At 73.6% G+C, this 19,954-nt stretch carries 6 protein-coding genes; all 6 read right to left on the bottom strand.

Annotated features, from left to right (window positions below; translation table 11 throughout):
• Positions 1 to 136 precede the first annotated feature (136 nt).
• Positions 137 to 3,553: a serine/threonine-protein kinase gene (locus POL25_RS18685; RefSeq protein ID WP_272087447.1), complete on the bottom strand. Its 3,417-nt coding sequence runs from the start codon at positions 3,551 to 3,553 to the stop codon at positions 137 to 139.
• A gap of 248 nt (positions 3,554 to 3,801) precedes the next feature.
• A complete protein-coding gene (locus POL25_RS18680; protein ID WP_308477894.1) occupies positions 3,802 to 4,434 on the bottom strand; it encodes an RNA polymerase sigma factor in 633 nt (210 codons plus the stop codon).
• A 358-nt stretch (positions 4,435 to 4,792) separates the two neighbouring features.
• Complete coding sequence (locus tag POL25_RS18675; protein ID WP_272087446.1) at positions 4,793 to 6,019, bottom strand: YcaO-like family protein; 1,227 nt, start codon at positions 6,017 to 6,019, stop codon at positions 4,793 to 4,795.
• A 91-nt stretch (positions 6,020 to 6,110) separates the two neighbouring features.
• On the bottom strand, positions 6,111 to 16,721 hold the full coding sequence (locus tag POL25_RS18670) for a tetratricopeptide repeat protein (RefSeq protein ID WP_272087445.1): 10,611 nt from the start codon (positions 16,719 to 16,721) through the stop codon (positions 6,111 to 6,113).
• 227 nt (positions 16,722 to 16,948) lie between these two features.
• Positions 16,949 to 17,695, bottom strand: a complete 747-nt coding sequence (gene rlmB, locus POL25_RS18665; RefSeq protein ID WP_272087444.1) for a 23S rRNA (guanosine(2251)-2'-O)-methyltransferase RlmB — start codon at positions 17,693 to 17,695, stop codon at positions 16,949 to 16,951.
• Between the two features lie 337 nt (positions 17,696 to 18,032).
• Positions 18,033 to 19,757, bottom strand: a complete 1,725-nt coding sequence (locus tag POL25_RS18660; protein WP_272087442.1) for an ABC transporter substrate-binding protein — start codon at positions 19,755 to 19,757, stop codon at positions 18,033 to 18,035.
• Positions 19,758 to 19,954: the final 197 nt, after the last annotated feature.

The raw sequence follows: 19,954 nt of genomic DNA, 5'->3' as shown, positions 1-19,954 counted from the left end.
TCCGCGGCCGGAACGGGCTGGCTGTCTCGCACCTGCGCAGGCTACCGCAAAACCGCCGCGACCGCCCGCCCGGCTGCGAAGCCGCGGCCCCTCGGAGGCGGACGAGCCGCCCGTGCGAGCGCGCCGCGGTCGCTACTCACAGCGCCGCCGCGAGCTCCGCGATCCGCTCGCGCACCGCCTGCGGCGTCTCGCCGGCATACGGCGCCGAGCGCAGCAGGGTGCCCGGTCCGAGCGCGTCGCAGGCCCACACCGTCCCGTCGGCGGCGCGGACGATGGGCGGGTTCGTCGAGGCGCCGAGCTCCGTGTTCGGCGTCAGCGGCGACCCCTCGCCCGCCGCGAAGTCGATCATCGACGGTCCGCCGCGGAAATCGAGCCCGAGCGCCCCGGTCTCGCTGCGCATGGCGAACTTCGCCAGCTCCGGCGTGGCGATCCGCCGCGTCGCGCCGTCGGCGGCGACCTGCATCAGCGACTCGTGGCGGTCGGTCAGCACCAGCGACGCGCCCGACGGCGTGAACGCGACCCGGTTGCGCGGCCGCCCGGGGCTGTCCTTCAGGACATGTCGCGCGACCGCTCGCGGCGGCCCGGTCACGTCCCAGCGCGTCAGCTCGAGCGCGCCGTCGACCGGCTTCAGCACCGCCAGCTGAGCGCTGTCGGGGCTCCACGCCAGCGCCCCGGCGTTCAGCGCGGCGGGCTCCAGCGGGCTCGCCTCCTTCACCACCGGCGTCACCTCGCCGCTAGCGATGGCCAGCAGCTCGACACCCAGCGCGCTGCGCACCGCCACCCGCTCTCCGGACGGGCTCGCCTCGAGCTCGAACACCTTGCCCGCCGCCGTGAAGTGCTGCGCCCGCTCGCCCGGCCCGCTCCAGATGGCGATCTCGGCGTTCTGCACCTGCGCCACCCCGCGCGGCAGCCCGAAGACGAAGCCCAGCAGCCGCTGCGGCCCGAGGCGCGCGCCGTGCTGCTCGTCCCACCAGCAGTTCCAGCCCTCCTCGCCGATCACCGCGACCTGGCCCGCGTCGTCGACGAACCCCAACAACCCGTACATCGCGTCCATGTCGTCGGCCGCCGGCGGCGGATCGGAGCAGCGGAAATTCACCGTCGTGCCCGTCGCCAGCTCGGTCCGGGTGAACTCGCCGCGAGCTCGATCCCACGGCGTCGTCGCGGCCCAGCGAGCCCCCGGCGCCAGCGCGCAGCCGGGTCCGCGCTTTTCGAGCGTCACCGCCGCCGCCGCCGGCCGGTGCACCCGCACCTCCTGGCGGTGCACCACCAGGAGCGCACCTTCGTGACCCCACCGCGGCAACCTGTCCTTCGGGACAGTCAAGAACGAGCGCAGCCCGCCCGTCCGCAGGTCGCCCACCGCCCACTCGTCACCGAGCGCCAGCGCGAAGCGCTCGCCGGTCGGGTCGACGAGGATGTGCGCCCCGAAGCCGCGGCGGCTCGACGGCACTTGCATCCGCCACGTGACCGCCCCGGTCGCCAGCGACTCGCGCCAAAGCACGTGATGCCCGTACTCCGGGCGCATGAACGCGGCCTCGCCGTCGCCGACCATCGTGCCCCAGTCCGCCTCGACCCGGCGCGCCGTGCCCGTCGCCAGGTCGACGACGTCGAGCTTGCCGTCGTCGTCGCCGTGCGGGTGCGCCAGCGCGAACCACCCGTCGCGCGAGATCTCGAACGGCCGACCGGCATACGCCAGCCGCGCCTCACTGCCGTCGCGCGGCCGGATCACCCGCATCGCTCCGCCGTCGGCCACGGCGATCACGGTCGCGTCGGCGGAGATCGCCGGCCACTGCCCGGGTGGCAGCGGGAACGCCTGCGGCGGCGCGCCCGGGCGCGACAGGTCCCACAGCCGCACCGTGATCGGGCTGGCCATGCCGCGCCCGTCCAGCCACGCGTGGGCCACCAGCGTGCGCCCGTCGGTGGTCAGCTTCCAGTGGTCGTGGCTGACCGGCTCACCACGCAGATCGATCGTCTGCGCCACGCCGTCGCCGAACACCTGCACCGAAGCCTCCCCGACGGCGGCCCACACCGGCGCGCGGTCGGCCACCAGCAGCGACCTGGCCACGCCCGGATCGAGCACCTGCTCACCTGTCCCCGCGGACATGTCCCAGCGCCACACCGCGCCGAGCTCGTCGCGCCCGATCACCCCCCCGCCCGCGAGCGGCAGCGCCTCGGCCAGCGGTCGCTCGGCCCGCAGCACCTGCGCCGGCAGCCCGCGCGCCGTCGCGGCCGCGGCCAGAAAACGCGCCTCGTGCCACGTCGCAGGCTCGTCGCCGCCGAGCTCCGCGAGCGCGCGGATCGTCGCCACCGGGTCGCGCGTCAACGCGGCGCGCGCCTCCGTCAGCCGCTTCGCGTCCTGCGCCCGCGTCACCTCGGCCCGCGCCGCCGCCACGTCGTCATCCTGCGCCACCGCCTCCGGCTGCGCCTCGGGGCTCGCCGACATGTAACCGACGCCCATCAACAAACCGAACCCCGAGGCGATCGCCGCGAAGGTTCGCCGGTCTCGCACCTTCGTGTCGGTCGTCTGTAGCGCGGCCAGCAGCGCCTCCATCGACGGCCAGCGCGCGGCCGGATCGGCCTGCAGTCCGCGCACCACCACGCGGTGCAGCCACGCGGGCGCCTCCTGACCGGACTTCGGCGGCCGCGGTCGACCCTCCGCCACCGCCTGCGCCAGCGCGCGCACGTCGGCGCCGGCGAACGGCCGCTGCCCGTACAGCGCCTCGAACAGCGCCGCGCAGAAGCTGAACTGATCCGTCTTCGGATCGCCGCGTCCGCCCGCGAACTGCTCGGCCGCCATGTACGCCGGCGTCCCCAGCACCGCGCCCGTCTGCGTCAGCAGCACGTCGGTCGGCTCGCCCGCCGCGGGCAACGCCGGCAGCGCCTCACCCTCGCCGCCGAAATGCGCCAGGCCGAAGTCGACCACCCGCACGCGCCCGTCGTCGCCGAGGATCACGTTGGCCGGCTTGAAGTCGCGGTGCACCACGCCCTGGCGGTGCGCCGCCGCCAGCCCCTCGCCGGCCTGGCGGAACACCGCCAGGACCTCGCGCCACGAGCGAGGCGCGGCCGCCAACCACTCGCGCAGCGTCGGTCCGGTGAGGAACTCCATCGCCACGAACACCTCGTCGTCGACCTCGCCGACCTGATACACGTGGACCACGTTGGGGTGCGACAGCCGGGCCAGCGCCCGCGCCTCTCGCAGCGTGCGCGCCCGACCTTGCGGCAGTCGCAGCGCCGCCCCGCGCAGCAGCTTGAGCGCCACCTTGCGCTGCAGCGCGTCGTCGTAGGCCGCGTACACGACCCCCATCCCGCCCTCGCCGAGGCGCCTCAGCACCTGGTACTGCCCGATCGTCGGCGCCTCGCCCGCGCCCGCGAACAGCGACGCGCGGATCATCGCCTTGGTCCGCCGCTGGGCCGCGTCGCCGAGCACCTCCGGGCGCAGCCCCGGCGTCTCCAGCGTGTCGCCGTCGAGCGAGGCCTCGGCCTCGAGTCGATCGGGGTGGGTCTCGTCGACATCGACGAGCTTCATGACGGACTCCTGGACCTTGGCTTCGGACATGCGGGGGCGCTCCTGTCCGCAGTGGTTCCAACCCGCCGGTTCCGGATCACCAAAATCGTCGCGCCCCGCACCCGAACGCCCGCGTGCCAGACTTTCGATTTCGGATCACGAAAATCATCGCTGCCCGCGCCCGAAGGCCCGCACGTGTTCCGCCTCGCCGAGGTCGGCTCGCATGGCGCATCGCGGCCCGGCTGCGCGCGACCGGGCCCGCACGCGCACCGCTCCGCCGGCCCCCGAACCCGCAACCGTCACTCCTCGCGCGGGTCCGCCGGCAGGCCCGCCTGGGCCCGCAGCGCCCCCGCCCAGGTATCGATCCCCATCAGCGTGCTCGTCGCAAGATCGGGGGTCCTGGCCAGCGTCTCGATCGCCTCGCGCAGCAGCGCGCGCCCGCGTCGCAGCCGCGACTTCACCGTGCCCTCGGGGATCTCGAGCGCCGCCGCCATCTCGACGGTGGTGAGCTGCTCCCAGTAGAGCAGCTCGAGCACGACCTGGCAGTCGACGGGGATCCGTCGCAACCCGGCGAGCAGCAGCTTGAGCTCCTCGCCCTCGACCAGGACCTGGCTCGGCGACGGGTCCATCGCCGCGACCGAGACCTCCTCGAGGTCGATCCTGTCCCCCTTGCGATCGCGGTAGTGACGGCACAGCTGGCGGTAGGCGATGGCGAACAGGAAGCTGCGGAAGCTGCCCTCGCCGCGGAACCGCGGCACCGCCTCGACGCAAGCCAGGAAGGTCTGCTGGATCAGCTCCGGCCCCGCCTCCGTCTTGTTGAAGAAGAAGCGCGCCACCGGCTCGTAGTAGCGCTCGAACAGCTGCTCCCCGGCCCGCCGCTCGCCCGCGCGCCAGGCCGTCAGCAGCTGCTCGTCGCTGCGGATCGAAGTCACGCCGACAAGGTACCCGCTCCGCCGCCGCCGCGCACGCGCCGAAGCGCCCCGCCAGAGTCGCGTCCGCAGCGGCCCCGGCGATCGGGGCTCGCGCGACCGGCCTCCCGTCGCTCCGGCCCCGCGATCGCCCGGCGCTCGCGGTTTGTCCTGCACCCGAGCGGCCAGCTCCGTCGTCCTGTTATCTGTCCTTTCAACCATGTCCCGATGGACACCTGATTGCGACCGCCAGTCGCCCGAATCACATGTCTCTTCGAACATATCCCTCGAGACATGCCCGACCCCGCCTTCGAACATGTCCCTCGAGACACATGCTCGCGCCCACCGCAATTTTAAAAGACATGTCCTTTCGGACATGCTCTCAGCGGCCCGCTCGCGCCAGCGCTCGCGACCCCGGGGCCATGCCCGCGAACCTGCCCTCGAGGCCTGGTACCACCACCCGCGCCACCGGCACCCCGATCTCGGCCCGCGTCAGATCGACCACCACCGCCGCCGGGCAGCCCGCCGCGCGCACGCGGGCGAGCAGCAGCTCGAGGTCGCCGTCGAAGCTGTCGGTCGCCAGGCTCGGGCCGAGCGCACGCCGCGGACGCGCCCGGGTCAGCGCCGCGGCCTCGTCGGCGCTGGCCTGCGGATCGGTGAACGCCTCGTATGTCTTGAGGGACAGGTCGTCACGGCTGCCGGCGATCAGCGTCAGCCGGCTCTGGACCGCCTCGGTCAGCGCGCGCAGCAGCGCGACCGCCGGATCGAGGTGGGCCCCGTAGCCGCCGCAGGCCCCGCGCGCGGCCCAGCGCGGCGCCCCGGGGCGGTCGACGATCCGGCAGGCGTAGCTCGGCACGCCGAGGTCGGAGGTGACCTCGACGGCGCCGACCACCAGCTCCGCCGCCGCCAGGCGCGCCAGCACCTCGCGGCAGCTCGGGTCGGTCACCACCTCGAGGTCGACGCGGCGCGCGTCGTCGATCTCGAGCGGCGCCAGGGCCGTCGCGTCGCGCTCGATCAGCTCACACAGCGCGTGCACCACCGCCTCGAGCAGGTGATTGCCGGACGCCAGGCCGCTGGTGCTCTCGATGAACGGCGGCAGCGGCTCGCGTGGGTCGCGCACGAAATCGACGCTCACGCACGCGTGCGGCACCCACGTCGGCCGCTGCGCCAGCAGGTCCCAGCCGAGGCACCACAGCAGCGGCAGGTCTTCGCGCACCTCGGCGCCCTCGCGGCGCGGCAGCCCGTGCAGGTCGACGACCGCCTCGCCCTCGCGCCGCAGCGCCGCCGCTCGCTCCCACCGCAGCGGCGCCGCCACCCGCTCGCCGTGCCAGCCCTCGATCGCCTCCATCAGCGCCGACGCGGCCGCGGCGTCGCGGTCGGCCCCCTTGCCCTGTGACACGCTGACCGAGCGCGCGTTGGGGCGCACCGCCTGGACCACCGGCACGCCGACGACGTCGAGCCCGGTGACGTCGGCGAGCCGGGTGATCCCGAGCCGCGGCATCAGCGGGCCGAACGCCGCCAGCGTCGCGGCCGGGCTGCGCGTGCGGTGCGTCCCGGCCGTGTGGCCCTTGGGCGCGGCGAGGTCGTGGTCGCCGATCCTTACGGGCATGTCCCTTGGTTCCTGTCCTCTCGAACCTGTGCTTGGAGACCTGTCCGAAAAGACACGGGCGACGGGCGAGCAGCCCGTCGCCCGGCGCGGCTCAGGAGGCGGCCTGGATCTCCCGGATCTTGTTGCCGAGATCCGGGTGCTCCGGGTCCTCCTCGAGGCCGCGGCGCAGCATCGACAGCGCCTTCGACGTCTCCTTCAGCCCCAGGTGCGCGTTGGCGAGGCGGAGGTAGATGTCGCCGCGGCGGACCATGCCCGACTGGTCGACGTTCTGCAGCAGCATCGCGCGGGCCAGCTTGAGCGAGTCGTCCCACGCGTTCTGGTGGGCGTAGACGTCGGTGAGCAGCACCATCGTCTCGGCGTTGGTGGTGTCGATCTTGTAGGCGTCCTTGAGCTTGTCGAGGGCGGCCTTCATGTCCGGCGTCTCGCTGGCCAGGGCGATCCGGGCCATGCGCGTCTGGTAGTGCGCGAGCAGCTTGGTCTTCTTCGGCTGCGCCGACGCGACCTGCACCAGCCACGCGTACATGCCGCTCGCGTCCTCGAAGCGGCCGCTGACGAACAGCGCGTCGGCGATCCGGCGGTTGATCTCGATGTCGTCCTGGACGACCTCGTAGACCGGCGCCAGCGCGCGCAGGGCCTCCTCGACGTCGCCGACCTTCTCGACCAGGAGGTCGACGCGCTCGATGATCAGCTTGCGCTGCTCGTCGCCCTCCGCGAGGCTGGCGAGCAGCGCCAGCAGGTACGCGACCTGCTCCCAGTAGCCCTCCTTGCGGCTGAGCTCGAGCAGGGTGCGGGCCGCCTCGACGTTGGCCGGGTGCAGGTGGAGCGCCATCTCGAGGTGCTCGCGCGTCTTCTCCGGCGTGCCGGCCAGCCGCGCCAGGCGCAGCTGCAGATCGGCGCCGACCGTGCCTTGCGGCTGGAGGCCGGCGGCGCGCTGCAGCAGCTCCTGCATCGCCTCTTCGTTGCCCTGCTGCTCCTCGACCGCGGCCAGGGCCATCAGCGCCGGCACCGAGTTGGGGTCGGTCTGCAGCAGCTCCTCGAGCAGGGCGCGCGCCTTCTCGGCCTCGCCGAGGCGCTCCGAGTAAAGCTCGGCCAGCCGCAGGCCGACCTCGCGCCGCTGATCGACGCCGCCGACCTCGCGCAGGACCGCGAGGAACTGCTCGAGCAGGTGGGACAGGTCCTCCCACTTCTCGGCGCCCTCGTACAGCCGCCACAGCGCGACCAGGCTCGGCGTGTGCCGCGGCGCCTCGAGCAGCAGCCGCTGGTGGCGCTCGATCGCCTCGTCGACGTCGCCGAGCTTCTCCTCCGACAGCACCGCCATCTCCTCGAGCACCGGCACGCGCTGGCCCGCCTGCAGCAGGTCGAGCTTGCGCTCGAGCACGTCCCGGACCTCGCGCCAGTTGCCGAGCCGGCGCTGCAGGTTCTCGAGCTCCTGCATCGCCTGCAGGTCGTCGGGCCTGGCCCCGAGCATGTCGTTGTAGATCGTGACGGCGTCGTCGACCTTGCCGACCTCGACCTGCAGGTGCGCCAGCTTGAGCCGGAGGCCGCGGCGCTCGTTCTCGTCGGCGGTGATGCTGATCCGCTGATCGAGCGCGGCGATGAGACCAGGCTGATCCTGGGTCGCCTCGAGAAGTTGCAGCAGCCGCGCCCACGCCTGCTCGTGGCTCTGATCGAAGTCGAGCAGCGCCCGCAGGTCGATGATCGCCGTGATCGGGTCGGCCTGAGCCTCGGCGACGTTGGCGGCCTCCTGCAGCAGCGGGATCGACAGGTCGGGGTTGCTCGCCAGCGTCGCGTAGCGGACCAGCGAGTCGTGGAGGATCGGCAGATCGCCGGCCGCGCGCGAGGCCATGATCTGCAGCTCGAGCGCCTCGAGGTTGTCGGGGTTCTCGGCCAGCACCGGCGCCAGGGCGCGCAGGGCCGCGGTGTACTGCCGCAGGTCACGCAGCAGGATCTTGGTGGTCTCGATGCACAGCTGGCTGCACGAGCGCTGCTCCTCGCGGGCAGCGTCGATCGCCCCGGCCATGAACTGGACCGCCTTGATCAGCAGCTGCTTGTTGGCGGACAGCGCGACCACCCGCTCGATCGCCAGCGGGTGCGCCCCGTCGATCTGCAGCAGGTTGCCCCACGCCTCGAGCGCCTCGTCCGGCGAACCGCCGCCCTCGTCGACCAGGCGGCCGAGGTTCTCGAGCGCGGCGGCGCGGTCGGCCCCGGTCGCGCTCTGCAGGCGCAGCCGCGCCAGCTTGGCCAGGCCCGGCCGGTTGCCGGCCAGGTGGTACGAGTTCTCGAGCGGCTCGATGAGCCCTTGACCGACCTCGCCGCCGGTCTTCTGCAGCCGGTCGAGCACTCGCTCGAGCCCGGCCACGGCGCCGGCGAAGCCGGGTCGCTCGTCGAGCGCGTCGCGGTAGGCCTCGGTCGCGCCGGTCAGCTCGCCGGTGTCGAACTCGGCGTCGCCGAGCCGCACCAGGATGTCGGCGCGGCCGGACTGGCCGAGGGCCAGCTTGGCCGACTCGCGCAGGGCCCGGGCCAGCAGGCGCTTCTCACCGCCGGCGCGGGCCAGGCGCTCGATGTGCCGCGCGGTCGCCTCGTCGGCGATCCCCGCGTCGAGCATCGCCGCCAGCAGCCCGAGCGCGCGGGCGCGGTCGCCGAGGATCTCCTCGGCCACCCCGGCCGCGGCCTGGGCGACCAGCAGGCGCGCCGCCGGGTCGAGCGACTCGACCGCGGCCCGTCGCGCCAGCGACTCGACGTGCTCCTCGGCCCTGTCCAAAAGGACAGACAGGCGCGCCGTGTACTCGAGGACCGGCCGCATCTCGTCGGCGGCGACCCGGTCGAGCAGCAGGTTCGACGCCTCGAGGCTGCCTCGCGGGTCGTTGAGCCGCTCGTAGCGGATCCTCGCCAGTTGGCGCAGCGCCTCGGCGGCCTCGGACGGATCGTCGGTCAGCTCGGAGCGGGCCTTGTAGACCTCGGCGAGGTCGGCCCAGCGCCCGCTCTGCTCGAGCTGCGGGATGATCAGCGCCGCCGCGGCGTCGGAGCTGGCCTTGTCGCGGACCAGCCGCATCAGGTCGCCGATCGCCTCGGGGTGCCCCGGCGTCACCTGGAACACCGACTCGTAGTGAGCCATCGCCCCGACGGCGTCGCCGAGCGGGCCGATGTGCAGCCGCGCCACCTCGAGCAGCAGGACGACCCGGCGCTCGCGGCTCGGCGCGATCGCGGCGCGCTCGATGATGACGTCGCCCGCCTCGCGGTGACGGTCCTGCGCGAGCAGGCCCTGGGCCAGCATCGCCAGCGCCTCGTCGTCCTCGGGCGCGTCGAGCAGCAGCGCGCGCAGCGTCTCGATCTCGCTGTCGCGGTCGGACCGGGCCTCGCGGTGGATCCGCGCCAGCTCCTTGCGCAGCGCCGTGCGGGTCGCCGGATCGTCGGCCGAGTCGATCTGCTGGCCGATGATCGCTATCAGCAGGTCGTAGGCGCCGCGGGCCGCGTACAGCCGGCGCAGGCGGTTCATCGCGTCGGTGCTGCCCGGCTCGATGTCGAGGATCCGCTGCCACACGGCCTCGGCCGTCTCGGGCTGGCCGAGGCCCTCCTCGACCAGGCGCGCCAGGCGGCGCAGCAGGCCGATGCGATCCTCGTCGTCCTCGGCGACGGCGACCCGCCGCTCGAGCACCCCGCGCAGGCCCTCGAAGTCGGCCAGGCCCGCCAGCGCCTCGTCGAGGAGCGCGAGCACTTCTGGCTGATCGGGCATGACCTCGAGGGCATGTCGCAAAGTACGGGCGGCGCCGTCGAAGTCGCCGATGTCGATGGCGATCTGCGCGGCCTGCAGCTCGAGCGCGACCCGGCGGTCGGCGTCGGACTGCAGCGTCGCCGACTCGGCGGCCATCAGCAGCGCCTGGCGCAGCTCGTCGAGCCAGCCGTGGGCGCGGGCGATCTGCTGGATTTCGGCGTCGAGCGACTCGATCGCCCCCGCCGGACCCGGCTCGGCCAGCGCGCGCGCCAGCGTGCGGAACGCGTACGCCTGGCCCTGATCGAGGCCGCCGTAGTAGGCCGCGATCTCGCGGTAGATCTGGTGGCGCTGCGCCGGATCCTCCGTCTGCGTCAGCTGCCACTCGTCGACCGCGATGAGGCGCATGGTGTTGCCGGTGAGCTCGTAGATCGGCCGCAGCACCCCGAAGATGCGCACCCGCTGGCCCTCGTGGCCCTCGGCCATGCGCTCGAGCGAGCCGACCGCGCCGGCGTTGCCCGGCTGCTCGCTGAGCAGCAATTCGACGGTGTCGAGCGCCGCGTCGACGCTGCCGAGCTGCTGCTCCTGCAGGTCGGCGACGTTGAGCAGCACCACCTCGCGCTCGCCCGGCGACTCGGTGCGGACCAGCCGCTCGCGCAACAGCTCGATGAGGTCGTCCCAGCGCTCGCGCTGGGCGTAGACCCGCTCGAGCCGCGAGCGCGCCGCCTCGTGATCGGGCTGGGCTTCGAGCACGCGGCGGTAGGCGCGGATCGCCTGATCGGGGTCGTCGAGGATCCCGAGCGACAGCTCGGCCAGGCGCTGCAGCACCTCGAGCTGACGCTCCTCGTCGAGCGAGGTGTCGGCCTCGTGCCAGTAAGCCGCCGCCAGCTCGGCGTACATCTCGGCCTGCGTCAACGCCACCTCGAGCGCCGGGAACACCGTGCGATCGTCGGGGCGGGCCTCGATGAGCCGCTGGTACAGCGGCACCGCGCGGCGCGGCTGACCGAGCGCGACCGACCACAGCTCGGCCGCCTCGCGCACGATCGCCAGCGTCTCGTCGCCCTCGTCGCTCGCGTTGTCCTCGACGTACTTGGTGTAGAGGTTGGCGAGCTCCTCGACCCGGTTCAGCACGTGGGCCAGGCGGGCCAGCAGCTCGCGCACGCTGCCGTCGGTCGGCGCCTCGGCGAACGCGCGGCCGGCGGTGGTGAAGGCGCCCTCGGGCGTCTCCATCTGGTCCTCGTAGATCCGGGCGATCTTCAGGAGGATCGGGATGCGGGCGTGGGGGTCGTCGCCGGCCTCGAGCAGGCGTAGCTCCTGGATGTGGATCAGGCGCGGCCAGTCGCCGACGGCGGTGAAGACCGGCTCGAGCTGAGCGATGACCTGCGGGCGCAGGTCCTCGTCGGCCAGGTAGCGCGCGAGCTGCTCGGTGCCGACGACGTAGTCGGGGTCGGCCTTGAGCGCCTCGGCGAACTGCCGCAGGCCCTCGCTCAGGTCGCCGAGCTGCTCGCGGTAGAGCTGGGCCAGGCGCAGGTGGGTCTCGACCAGCTCGCGCCCCGACAGGCCCTCGAGCCGCCGGCGCAGGAACTCGGTCAGATCGGCCCAGCGCTCGGTCCGCTCGTACAGCGGCCCGAGCACCGCCTGCACCTCGTCGCCGCGCTGCGCGGTCGCGGATGTCTTTTGGTACAGGTCGATCGCGTCCTCGAGGCGGTCGAGCTTCGTGCGGTGCAGCTCCGCGGCGCGGATCAAGAAGGCGTCGCGCACCAGGTCGCTGTCGCTGCGCTGGGCCCGACGGACCAGCAGCTCGGCCAGCGCCGCGTAGTCGTTCTCCTCGACCAGCACCTGCTCGAGCGCCTCGGCGGCGGCGATGTCGACGGGGCTGGCCTCGAACAGGCGCTCGAAGGCCCGGCGGGCCGAGGCGTTGCGGCCGAGCACGCGGGCGATGTTGCCGATCGACGCGAGCATGCGGTGGGCCACCGCCGAGCTGCTGACGTTGTCGACGTGCTGCAGGTAAGCGTCGTGGACCGCCTCGTGGCGGCCGAGCTCGTTGCCGAGGCGATCGATGCGGTCGAGGACCTCGACGATCTCCTCCTGCTCGCCGGCCTCGGCCAGCGCGTCGATCAGCACCTCGAACGAGCGGCCCGGATCGGACAGCCGCTCCTCGTGGGTGCGCGCGACCTGCAAGAGCGCGAGCATGCGATGACGCCCGGCCGGCTGGTGCCGGGCCTGCCGCTCCTCGAGGTCGAGCAGCGCGCGCCAGTTCTGCTCCGACTCGTAGAGCGGATACAGCACCGCGATCACGCGGTCGCGGATCTCGTCGCGCGCGAGGTACTCGGTCAGGGTGGCGCGGGCCCGCTGGTCGCGCGGGTCGAGGCGCAGCACCTCTTCGAGCAGGTCGGTGGCGTCGGCGTAGCGGCCGAGCTTTTCGCCGACGACCTCGGCGGCGCGGCCGAGCAGCTCGGCCTTGCGCTCGTCGTCGGTGGCGAGGGCGATCAGACGGCGCAGCCCCTCCTCCGCGTCGGGCCAGCGCTCGAGCTCGAGGTTGAGGCGGACGATCGCGTCGAGCGCGGCCTGCGTCTCCTTGGGCGCGACGGCGAGGTCGACAATCCACTGGAACGCCTCGATCGCCTGGTGCGGATCGCTCAGGTGGTCGCGCTGGATCTCGCCGACCTTGCGCCACAGGCGGGCCTGCTCGAACGGGTCGTCGGTGCTCATCACGCGCTGACGCAGCACGCGACACAGCGACTCCCACTCGCCGCCATCGACGTAGATCCGCTCGAGGGCGTCGAGCGCCTGGAAGTTGCCCGGGTCGATGTCGAGGACCTCGACGTAGGTCGCCGCGGCGCCCTTCGGGTCCTCGAGCTTGTCGGCGTGCAGCTCCGCGATCTCGAGCAGGATCCGGACCTGCTCGGCGTCCTTGTCGATGTAGCGCAGCAGCCCGCGCAGGCCCTCGACCAGCGCCTTGGCGTCGCCCGCCGCGCGGTGCAGCCGCGTCAGCGCCAGCGTCGCCCGCTTGGCCAGGTCGACGTCGGCCGGCTCGAGCGCCAGCAGCTCGGCGTAGGCCGAGCGCGCGCCGTCGCGGTCGTCGAGGTGGGCGTCGAGCACCACCGCGATGCGCGACAGCAGCTCGATCTTCGAGTTGTTGTCGGGCAGCTTGGCCAGCGCCTGCTGCCACACCTCGACGAGCTCGCGCTGCTTCTCGAGCTCGACGCCGAGGCGCTGCAGCTCGGTGCGCGCGTCGGCGCGGCGCGGGTCGAGCAGGTACGCCTCGCGCACCGCCGCGAACGCGGCCTCGGAGTCGCCGAGCTCGTTCTCTTCGATGCGGGCGATCTCGAGGAGGAGGGCGGTCGCGGCGTCGGTCGAGCCGAGCTTCTCGGCCTGGGCCCGGCGCACGCGCAGCACCCTGACCTGCGCGCCGTGATCCTTGAGCGCGTCGTAGATCGGCTCGAGCAGGTTGGCGACCTGCAGCTGGACGTCGGGGTTGTCGAGCAGGCGCTCGAGCAGCCGGCGCGCGTGCTCGTGGCCCGGGTCGGCCGCGATCACTCCTTGCAGCAGCTCGACGGCGCCGTAGGCGTCGCCCAGCTTGTCCATGCGCAGCCCGGCGCGCCGGCTGGCCAGATCGTGGCGCTCGGCGTCGCTGTCGACGCGCTCGGCCCAGCGGCCGAGCAGCTCCTCGAGCGCGTAGTGATCGTCCTGGCGCTCGCTGAACTCGTACATGCCGGCCAGCGTGGCGACGGCGCCGAGGTCCTCCGGCACGAGGTCGAGCAGCTCCTCGGCGGTGCGGGTCGCTACCTCGCGGTCGTTCAGCACGTCGCGGGCGATGGCGATGATCCGCTCGAGCAGGCGCTTCTGCTCGCCGGCGTCGATGATGATGTCGGCGCGGCGGCGGTACAGCTTGAGCAGCTCGCCGTGGGCGTCGCGGCGGTTCAGCAGCTCGTCGAGCGCGTGGTAGGCGGCCTCGTGCGCCTCGTCGCGGTCGAGCAGCTCGGCGAACGCGACCTCGGCGTCGTCGAACTGCTGCAGGTCGTCGCGCAGCGCGACGGCCCGGGACTGCAGCAGGTCCTTGTAGAGCGCCTGCTGCTCCTTCGTCACCGCGCGGCCCTCGGCCTCGGCGGCCTCCTCGGCCCGGCGCATGTTCTGCAGGATCTGCCCATACGCGCCGGCGACCAGGTCCATGCGCTGCAGCTCGCGGCCGGTCCGCTCGACCTCGCCGCGCAGCTCCGCGTCCTCGGGGTTCATCACGAACAGCTCGCGACGGACCCGCAGCGCGTCGGCGCGACGGCCCTCCATCTGGCTGTACAGTGCGGCCAGGCTCGAGAGGCCGCTCGCCCGCGTGGCGGCGTCGGGCTCGGCCATGGTGATGACCTCCATCGCCTCGGCCTCGCGGCCGTGGTCGTGGATGCTGCGGTAGTACGGCAGCAGCCCGCGCATGATGGCGAGCGCGCTCGACGGGTCGGCGCGGCGCAGCACCTCGAGCGCGTCGATCGTCGGCAGGTGATCGGGCTCGACGGCGAGGATCTGCAGGAAGCCGGCGATCGCCTTTTGCGAGTCGAGCAGGCGGGTCGCGTGCAGCTGCGACAGCTCGAACAGCACCGGGATTTGCTCGCCGCGGAACTCGCCGGAGTCGAGCCGCCGCTGCAGCACCTCGGCCAGCTCGGCCCAGCGGCCGCGCGCGCGGTACAGCCGGGTCAGCGCGTCGAGGGCCTCGCCGTCGCCGGCGGCGATGCCGACGATCTCGCGGTAGGTCTCGATCGCGGCGTCGAGGTCGCCGACCTTGTGCTCCTGCAGCGCGCCGACGCGGCGCAGCAGCGGCAGGCGCACGTTGTTCTCGCGGGTCACCGACAGCCGGATGAGGAACACGCCGGCGAGGTCGGCCCAGCGCGACGTCGCGGTGTAGATCTCCTCGAGCGCCGCGTGGGCGACCTTGTTGGCCGGGTCGAGGTCGAGGATCTGGCGGAAGAACCGCTGCGCCTCGAGCGGCTCGCCGAGCCGCTCGCGGGCGATCGTCGCCAGCTTGTCGAGCAGCTCGAGCCGCTCGCCGTTGTCACAGTCGGCCGCGGCGATCCGGCGCTCGTAGATCGCGCTCAGCTCGGACCAACCATCGGCCCGCCCGGCCGCGGCCTCGAGCCCGGCGCGCAGCACCCCGTCGGTCGGCCGCAGCTCGTAGGCCCGCGCCGCCCACTGCAGCGCCAGCTTGGGGTCGCTCAGCTTCTGCAGGGCGATGTCGCGCATCACCGCGAGCAGCTCGAGGCGGTCGTCGTCGTCGCTCACGCCGGCCAGCAGCACCTCGTAGGTCGCCAGCATGCGGTGCCAGCTGCCCTGCTCGCGGTAGATCGGCAGCAGCTCGCGGGCCACCGCCAGGTCGCCCGGGCGCAGCGCCAGCACCCGCTCGAGCGCCTCCAGCCCGCGCTCGGCCGCGCCGAGGCGGCCCTGCGCGAGGCCGGCGATCCGCTGGTACAGCGCGATCCTCGGGTCCTCGTCGGTAAGCTGCTCGGCCGCGGCGTAGAGCACGTCGAGCACGTCACCGAGGCGACCCTGCGCGTCGTAGAGGGCGACCAGGTCGTCCCAGCGGCCGGCGGCGACGTAGGCCGCGCGCAGCGCCTCGCTGGCCTCGTGGTGGCTCGGATCGAGCCGCGCCACCGCGGCCCAGGTCTCGATCGCGGCCTCGGGCTGGCCGAGCCGATCGGCCTGCAAGTGGGCCAGGCGGCCCAGCAGCTCGACCTTGCGCACCGGCGCGGCGGCGGCGTCGATCTGGCGGCGGAGGATGTCGGTCGCCTCGGACCACCGGCCCTCGCGCTCGTAGAGGTCGATGAGCGCGACGAAGGCCTCCTCGACCTCGCCGTGCTGCGCCAGCACCTCGCGCCAGCCCGCGATCGCCTCTGCGCGGTCGTTCAGCTTGTCCTCGGCGATGCGCGCGAGGGCGATGCGCAGCTCGCAGGCCCGCTCGCCGCTGGCGCCCGCCAGCTCGTCCCTGCGCAGGTCGATGAGGGCGCGCCAGTCCTTGCGCAGCTCGTGGATGCGGGCCAGCGCGTCGCGGGTCTCACGGTCGTCGGGCCCGAGCCGCAGCGCCTCGTGGAGCGGCTCCATACCCTTGCTGGTGTTGTCGAGCTGGTCGACCCAGATGCTCGAGACCCGGCGCAGCATGTCGATCTGGCGCGGGACATCCTTCTCGGCGCGCGCGGCGTCCAGCAGGCGGCCGTAGACGGTGAGCAGGTCGTTCCACCGGCCCGACGCGCCGTAGGTGTCGGCCAGCGCCTTGATGGTGGCGGCGTGGCGCGGGTTGATCTCGAGGATCCGCTGCAGCATCGACAGCGCCATGGCGTCGAGGCGCAGCTGGTCGCGGTACAGCTCCGCGATCTCGAGCAGACGTCCGATCCGCTCGTCACGGTTTTCGGGCCGGTCCTGGACGCGGTCGAACTCTTCCTTCAACAGCTCGACCAGCGCCGTCCACTTCTGCCCCTCGCGGTACAGCCGCTCGAGCGCCTTGGCGGCCCGCGGGTCGTAGCCGTCCTCGCGCAGCACCGAGCGCCAGACCTCGATCGCGCGGTCGATGCTGCCGAGCTTCTTCTCGGCGAGGTCCGCCATCTCGTGGGCGAGCGCGAAGCGCTGGTCGGTGTCTTCCTTCTTCAGCGAGCGGCGCGCCTGCACCAGCACCTGCATGAGCTGGCTCGCGTCCGCGTCGGCGGAGAACATCTCGCGATAAAAGGCGAGGATCTGGGGATTGGCGGGCTCGTTGCGGCGGACCCGGCGGAAGTAAGGCTCGGCCTGGGTCGCCTGGTTCGACAGCCGCCACACCACCACGCCCGCGAGCAGGGCCACGTCGTTGCCGGCGCCCTCGCGCGGAGCTTTCTGCGCCGCCAGCTTGGCGACCTCGACGACCTCTTCGTTGCTGGCGCCGTCGAGGATCATGCGGCCGACGACCTTCGCGGCGGCGTCCCCGGAGCCGGGGTCCTGCTTGGCCTCGGCGCGCGCCGTCGCCAGGTCGACCGAAGCCAACGAGGCGGCGAGTTCACTGCGCCGTGCCGGGTCAGACGGTTGGGTCAGGAACTGAAACAGGACGGAGCGGAGTTCGGACATAGAAAGCCTCAAGGGGCGACGCCGCGGGGCGTCTGCCGTGCGAGCGGCATGCGAAGGCTGCCATAGGGTGGCGAAGATTTGCCTGCTTCGCTAGGTCCTAAAGCAGCCGGCCGCGAAATCGCGGGGCGACTCGGACTCCCCCGGATTCACCCGCCGTCCCGCTCGATCGGGACCTCGACCGGCGCCGGCGTACAGAGGGTCGCGAGCGCGACGGCAGCCGCCGCCGAGACGTTGAGCGACGCGACTCCGCCCGCGCCCGGAATGGTCGCGAGAAAATCACAGGAGTCACGCGTCAACCGGCGCAGCCCTGACCCCTCGCTGCCGAGCACCAGCACCAGCGCGTCCGGCATGCCGTCCGCGGCCAGTCGGCGCAGGTCCGCGCCGGCCTCGGCAACCGTGCCGACCACCCAGAAGCCGAGCTCCTTGGCCCGCGCCAGCGCGCGCGCCAGGTTCGTCACCTGCCCCAGCGGCAACCTCTCGGTCGCCCCCGCCGACGCCCGCACCACCGTCGGCGTCACCGCCACCGACCGGTCACGGGCCCAGAACACCCCAGTCGCGCCGAAGAATTCAGCGCTCCGCACGATCGCCCCGAGGTTGTGTGGATCTTGCACTCCATCGAGCGCAATCAACAGTTGTTTGGCACCTTTGGGTGGCTTGAGTTCGAGCAGCTCTTCAAGGTCCCAGGCGCGCGGCGGACGGGCGATCGCCACGACCCCCCGCGCCAGCTCGGGCGAGATCACCGCGGCGATCGCGTCCAGTGTACAGACATCGATCGTGACGCCGGACGGCGCGTGACGCCGCAGCTCGAGCTCGTGCCCGGGCAGCACGAGGATCCGCCTGACCCGCGCCGGGGCGCCGCGCAGCAGCTCGACGACGGCCCGCTCGCCGGGCACGAGGTAGTCGTCGCGCCCGAGCGAGGGCCTGTCGCCCGCACGCGCTCCAGGGCCCCGCTCCGGGCCCTCCGAACGGCCGCGCTGACCGTCACGCCCGCGCGGATCTGGCCGCCCGTGCTGGCCGTCGCGCGACCCGGGCTGCGGCCCGCGGCCACGCTCCGGCGAGCCCTGGGCCCCACGGCCACGCTCTGGCGAGCCCTGGGCCCCACGGCCACGCTCCGGCGAGCCTTGGGCTCCGTGCCCGCGCTCCGGCTGGGCTTCGGGTCGGGCGCGAGAGCCCCGACCGGCCTCTGCCGGTGCGCCATGAGGACCGCGCCGGCCCGGGCCGGACGGCGCGTCAGCGGCCCTGGGGGCGCTCCGCGGGAGTGAGCGAGACGGCCGATTCGGTCGCGACAAAGCGACCGCTTTCTACCCTGAGCACGGCCGCCGCGGGAGGGGGCGCCGCGTCGCCGCCGGCCCATGCCTGGGCGACCGCGCGGTAGACCAGCCACGCCTGGTCCGGCGGCCCCGAGCCCTCCATCGCCGTGTACGCCTCGGTGAAGCCGGCCGCCTCGGGCGTCTCCCAGCCCGCGGGCGCCACCAGGACGCCCTCCAGCACCTCGTGCCCGGCCCCGATCGCCTCGGGCGAGCAGCCCTCCGCGGTCGTCAGCACCGGCACCCCGGGCTGCTTGGCGCGCTCGACGACCACGCCGTCGCGGACCATCTGCCGGACCACCAGCTCGACCCGCCCGAGTTGGTCGGGGATCAGCACCGCCGCCGTCTTCAGGCTCGAGCGGACCGGGTCGAGGATCTTGCTGAAGCTTGTCGTGTTGGCCGGATAGTAGATTGTTTTCAGAGACTTCACCCCCATCTTCGGAAGTGATTTCTCGAAAGCCGCCACGGCGCGTTTGCCGTACGCGTTGTCGGGCGCGAGGATCACCGCAGTCGTGCGGTTCGCGCGGCCCACGGCCTGGGCGAGCGCGGCGGCGCGGGCCTCGATCGTCGGTGCGACCCCGACGACCTGACCTGCGCCCTCCCCCGGGACCACCAGCCGGGCCCGGCCGCCGCTGGCGGCGGCGACCTCGGCGGCGGCCTCGACGTTGCCGGGGCCGACCGGGCCGACCAGCACCGAGGCGCCCGAGGCGAGCAGCGCCGCGGCGGCCTGCTTGGCCTCGGCCGGGCTCGAGCCGGCATCCTCCCAAGCGACCTGCAGGCCGCGTCCGGCCGGCCCGGCCAATACCCGCACCGCCGCGGTCGCGGCCGCCAGCTGCACGTCGGCCAGCCCGGCGAACTTGCCCGAGCGCGGCAGCAGCAGCCCGATCCGCGGCGGCCCGCCGGCGCTCGCCGCCTGACAGCCGCCGACCCACGCCGGAGCGCCCGCCGGCGCGCTTCGACCGGCGCGCACCAGCAGGCACTGCGCGGCCGCGGTCCCGGCGGCCGTGCGCGCCGCCTCCTCGAGCGCGCTCGCGTCGAGGCCGCGCCACTGCTCGCGCATGCGAGCCTCGGCGAGCGCGGCCGCGGCGCTGCCGTCGGGCACGACCTCGCGCCACTGCGCGTAGGCCAGCGCCGCGCCTGCCCGGTCGCCGAGGCGCTCGCGCGCTCGCGCGGTCGCGGCGAGGAGATCTGGACCGCGGTCGCCGCGGGTCGCCGCGGCGATGGCCTGCAGGGCCGCTTGTGGATCCCCGACCTCGGCTTCGGCGAGCGCGCGGGTGCGACCGAGGTCCTCGGCCAGCTCGCGCTCGGGCGGAGCGAGATCGGTCCCCTTCGCACGGACCTTCGCCACGTCCTCGAGACCCGCGCGCGCCGAGGTCAGCGCCGCCGCGTAGTCTCCGCGCTCGAGGTTCGCGTCGGCCTTCAACTGTTGTGCGGCCAGCCGCAGGTTGAGCGGCGGGTCGCGGGCGAGCAGACGATCGGCCGCTTCGACGACCGCGGCCCCGCTCGGGTCCTTCTCGTGGGCGGCCTGCACGGCGTCCCATTCGCCCTGAAACGCCGGATCGACCTGGCCGGGATCGACGCTGCGCGTCGCCTGCCCCGCCGGACCGACCGCCTGCGATCCACGACAGGCGCCGAGCACGGCGACCATCACGGCGGTGTGAAGGAGCGCTCGCCCGAGCGAGCCTCCGCGCGGCTTGAGGACCCTCGGGCCCGGCGCACCCGGTCGCGAACGTGCGGGCAATCGGCTCATGGCCCGCGAGCATACGCCGGCCGCGTCGACGGGCCCAAGCAATCGGCCATGCGTCCGCGGCGACCTCGGCCGCGCGCGCGCCCCGTCCGAACCAT

The organism is Nannocystis bainbridge (genome assembly GCF_028368995.1).
In the GTDB taxonomy this organism is placed as follows: domain Bacteria; phylum Myxococcota_A; class Polyangia; order Nannocystales; family Nannocystaceae; genus Nannocystis; species Nannocystis bainbridge.
This window is presented reverse-complemented; position numbering and strand designations above follow the sequence as displayed.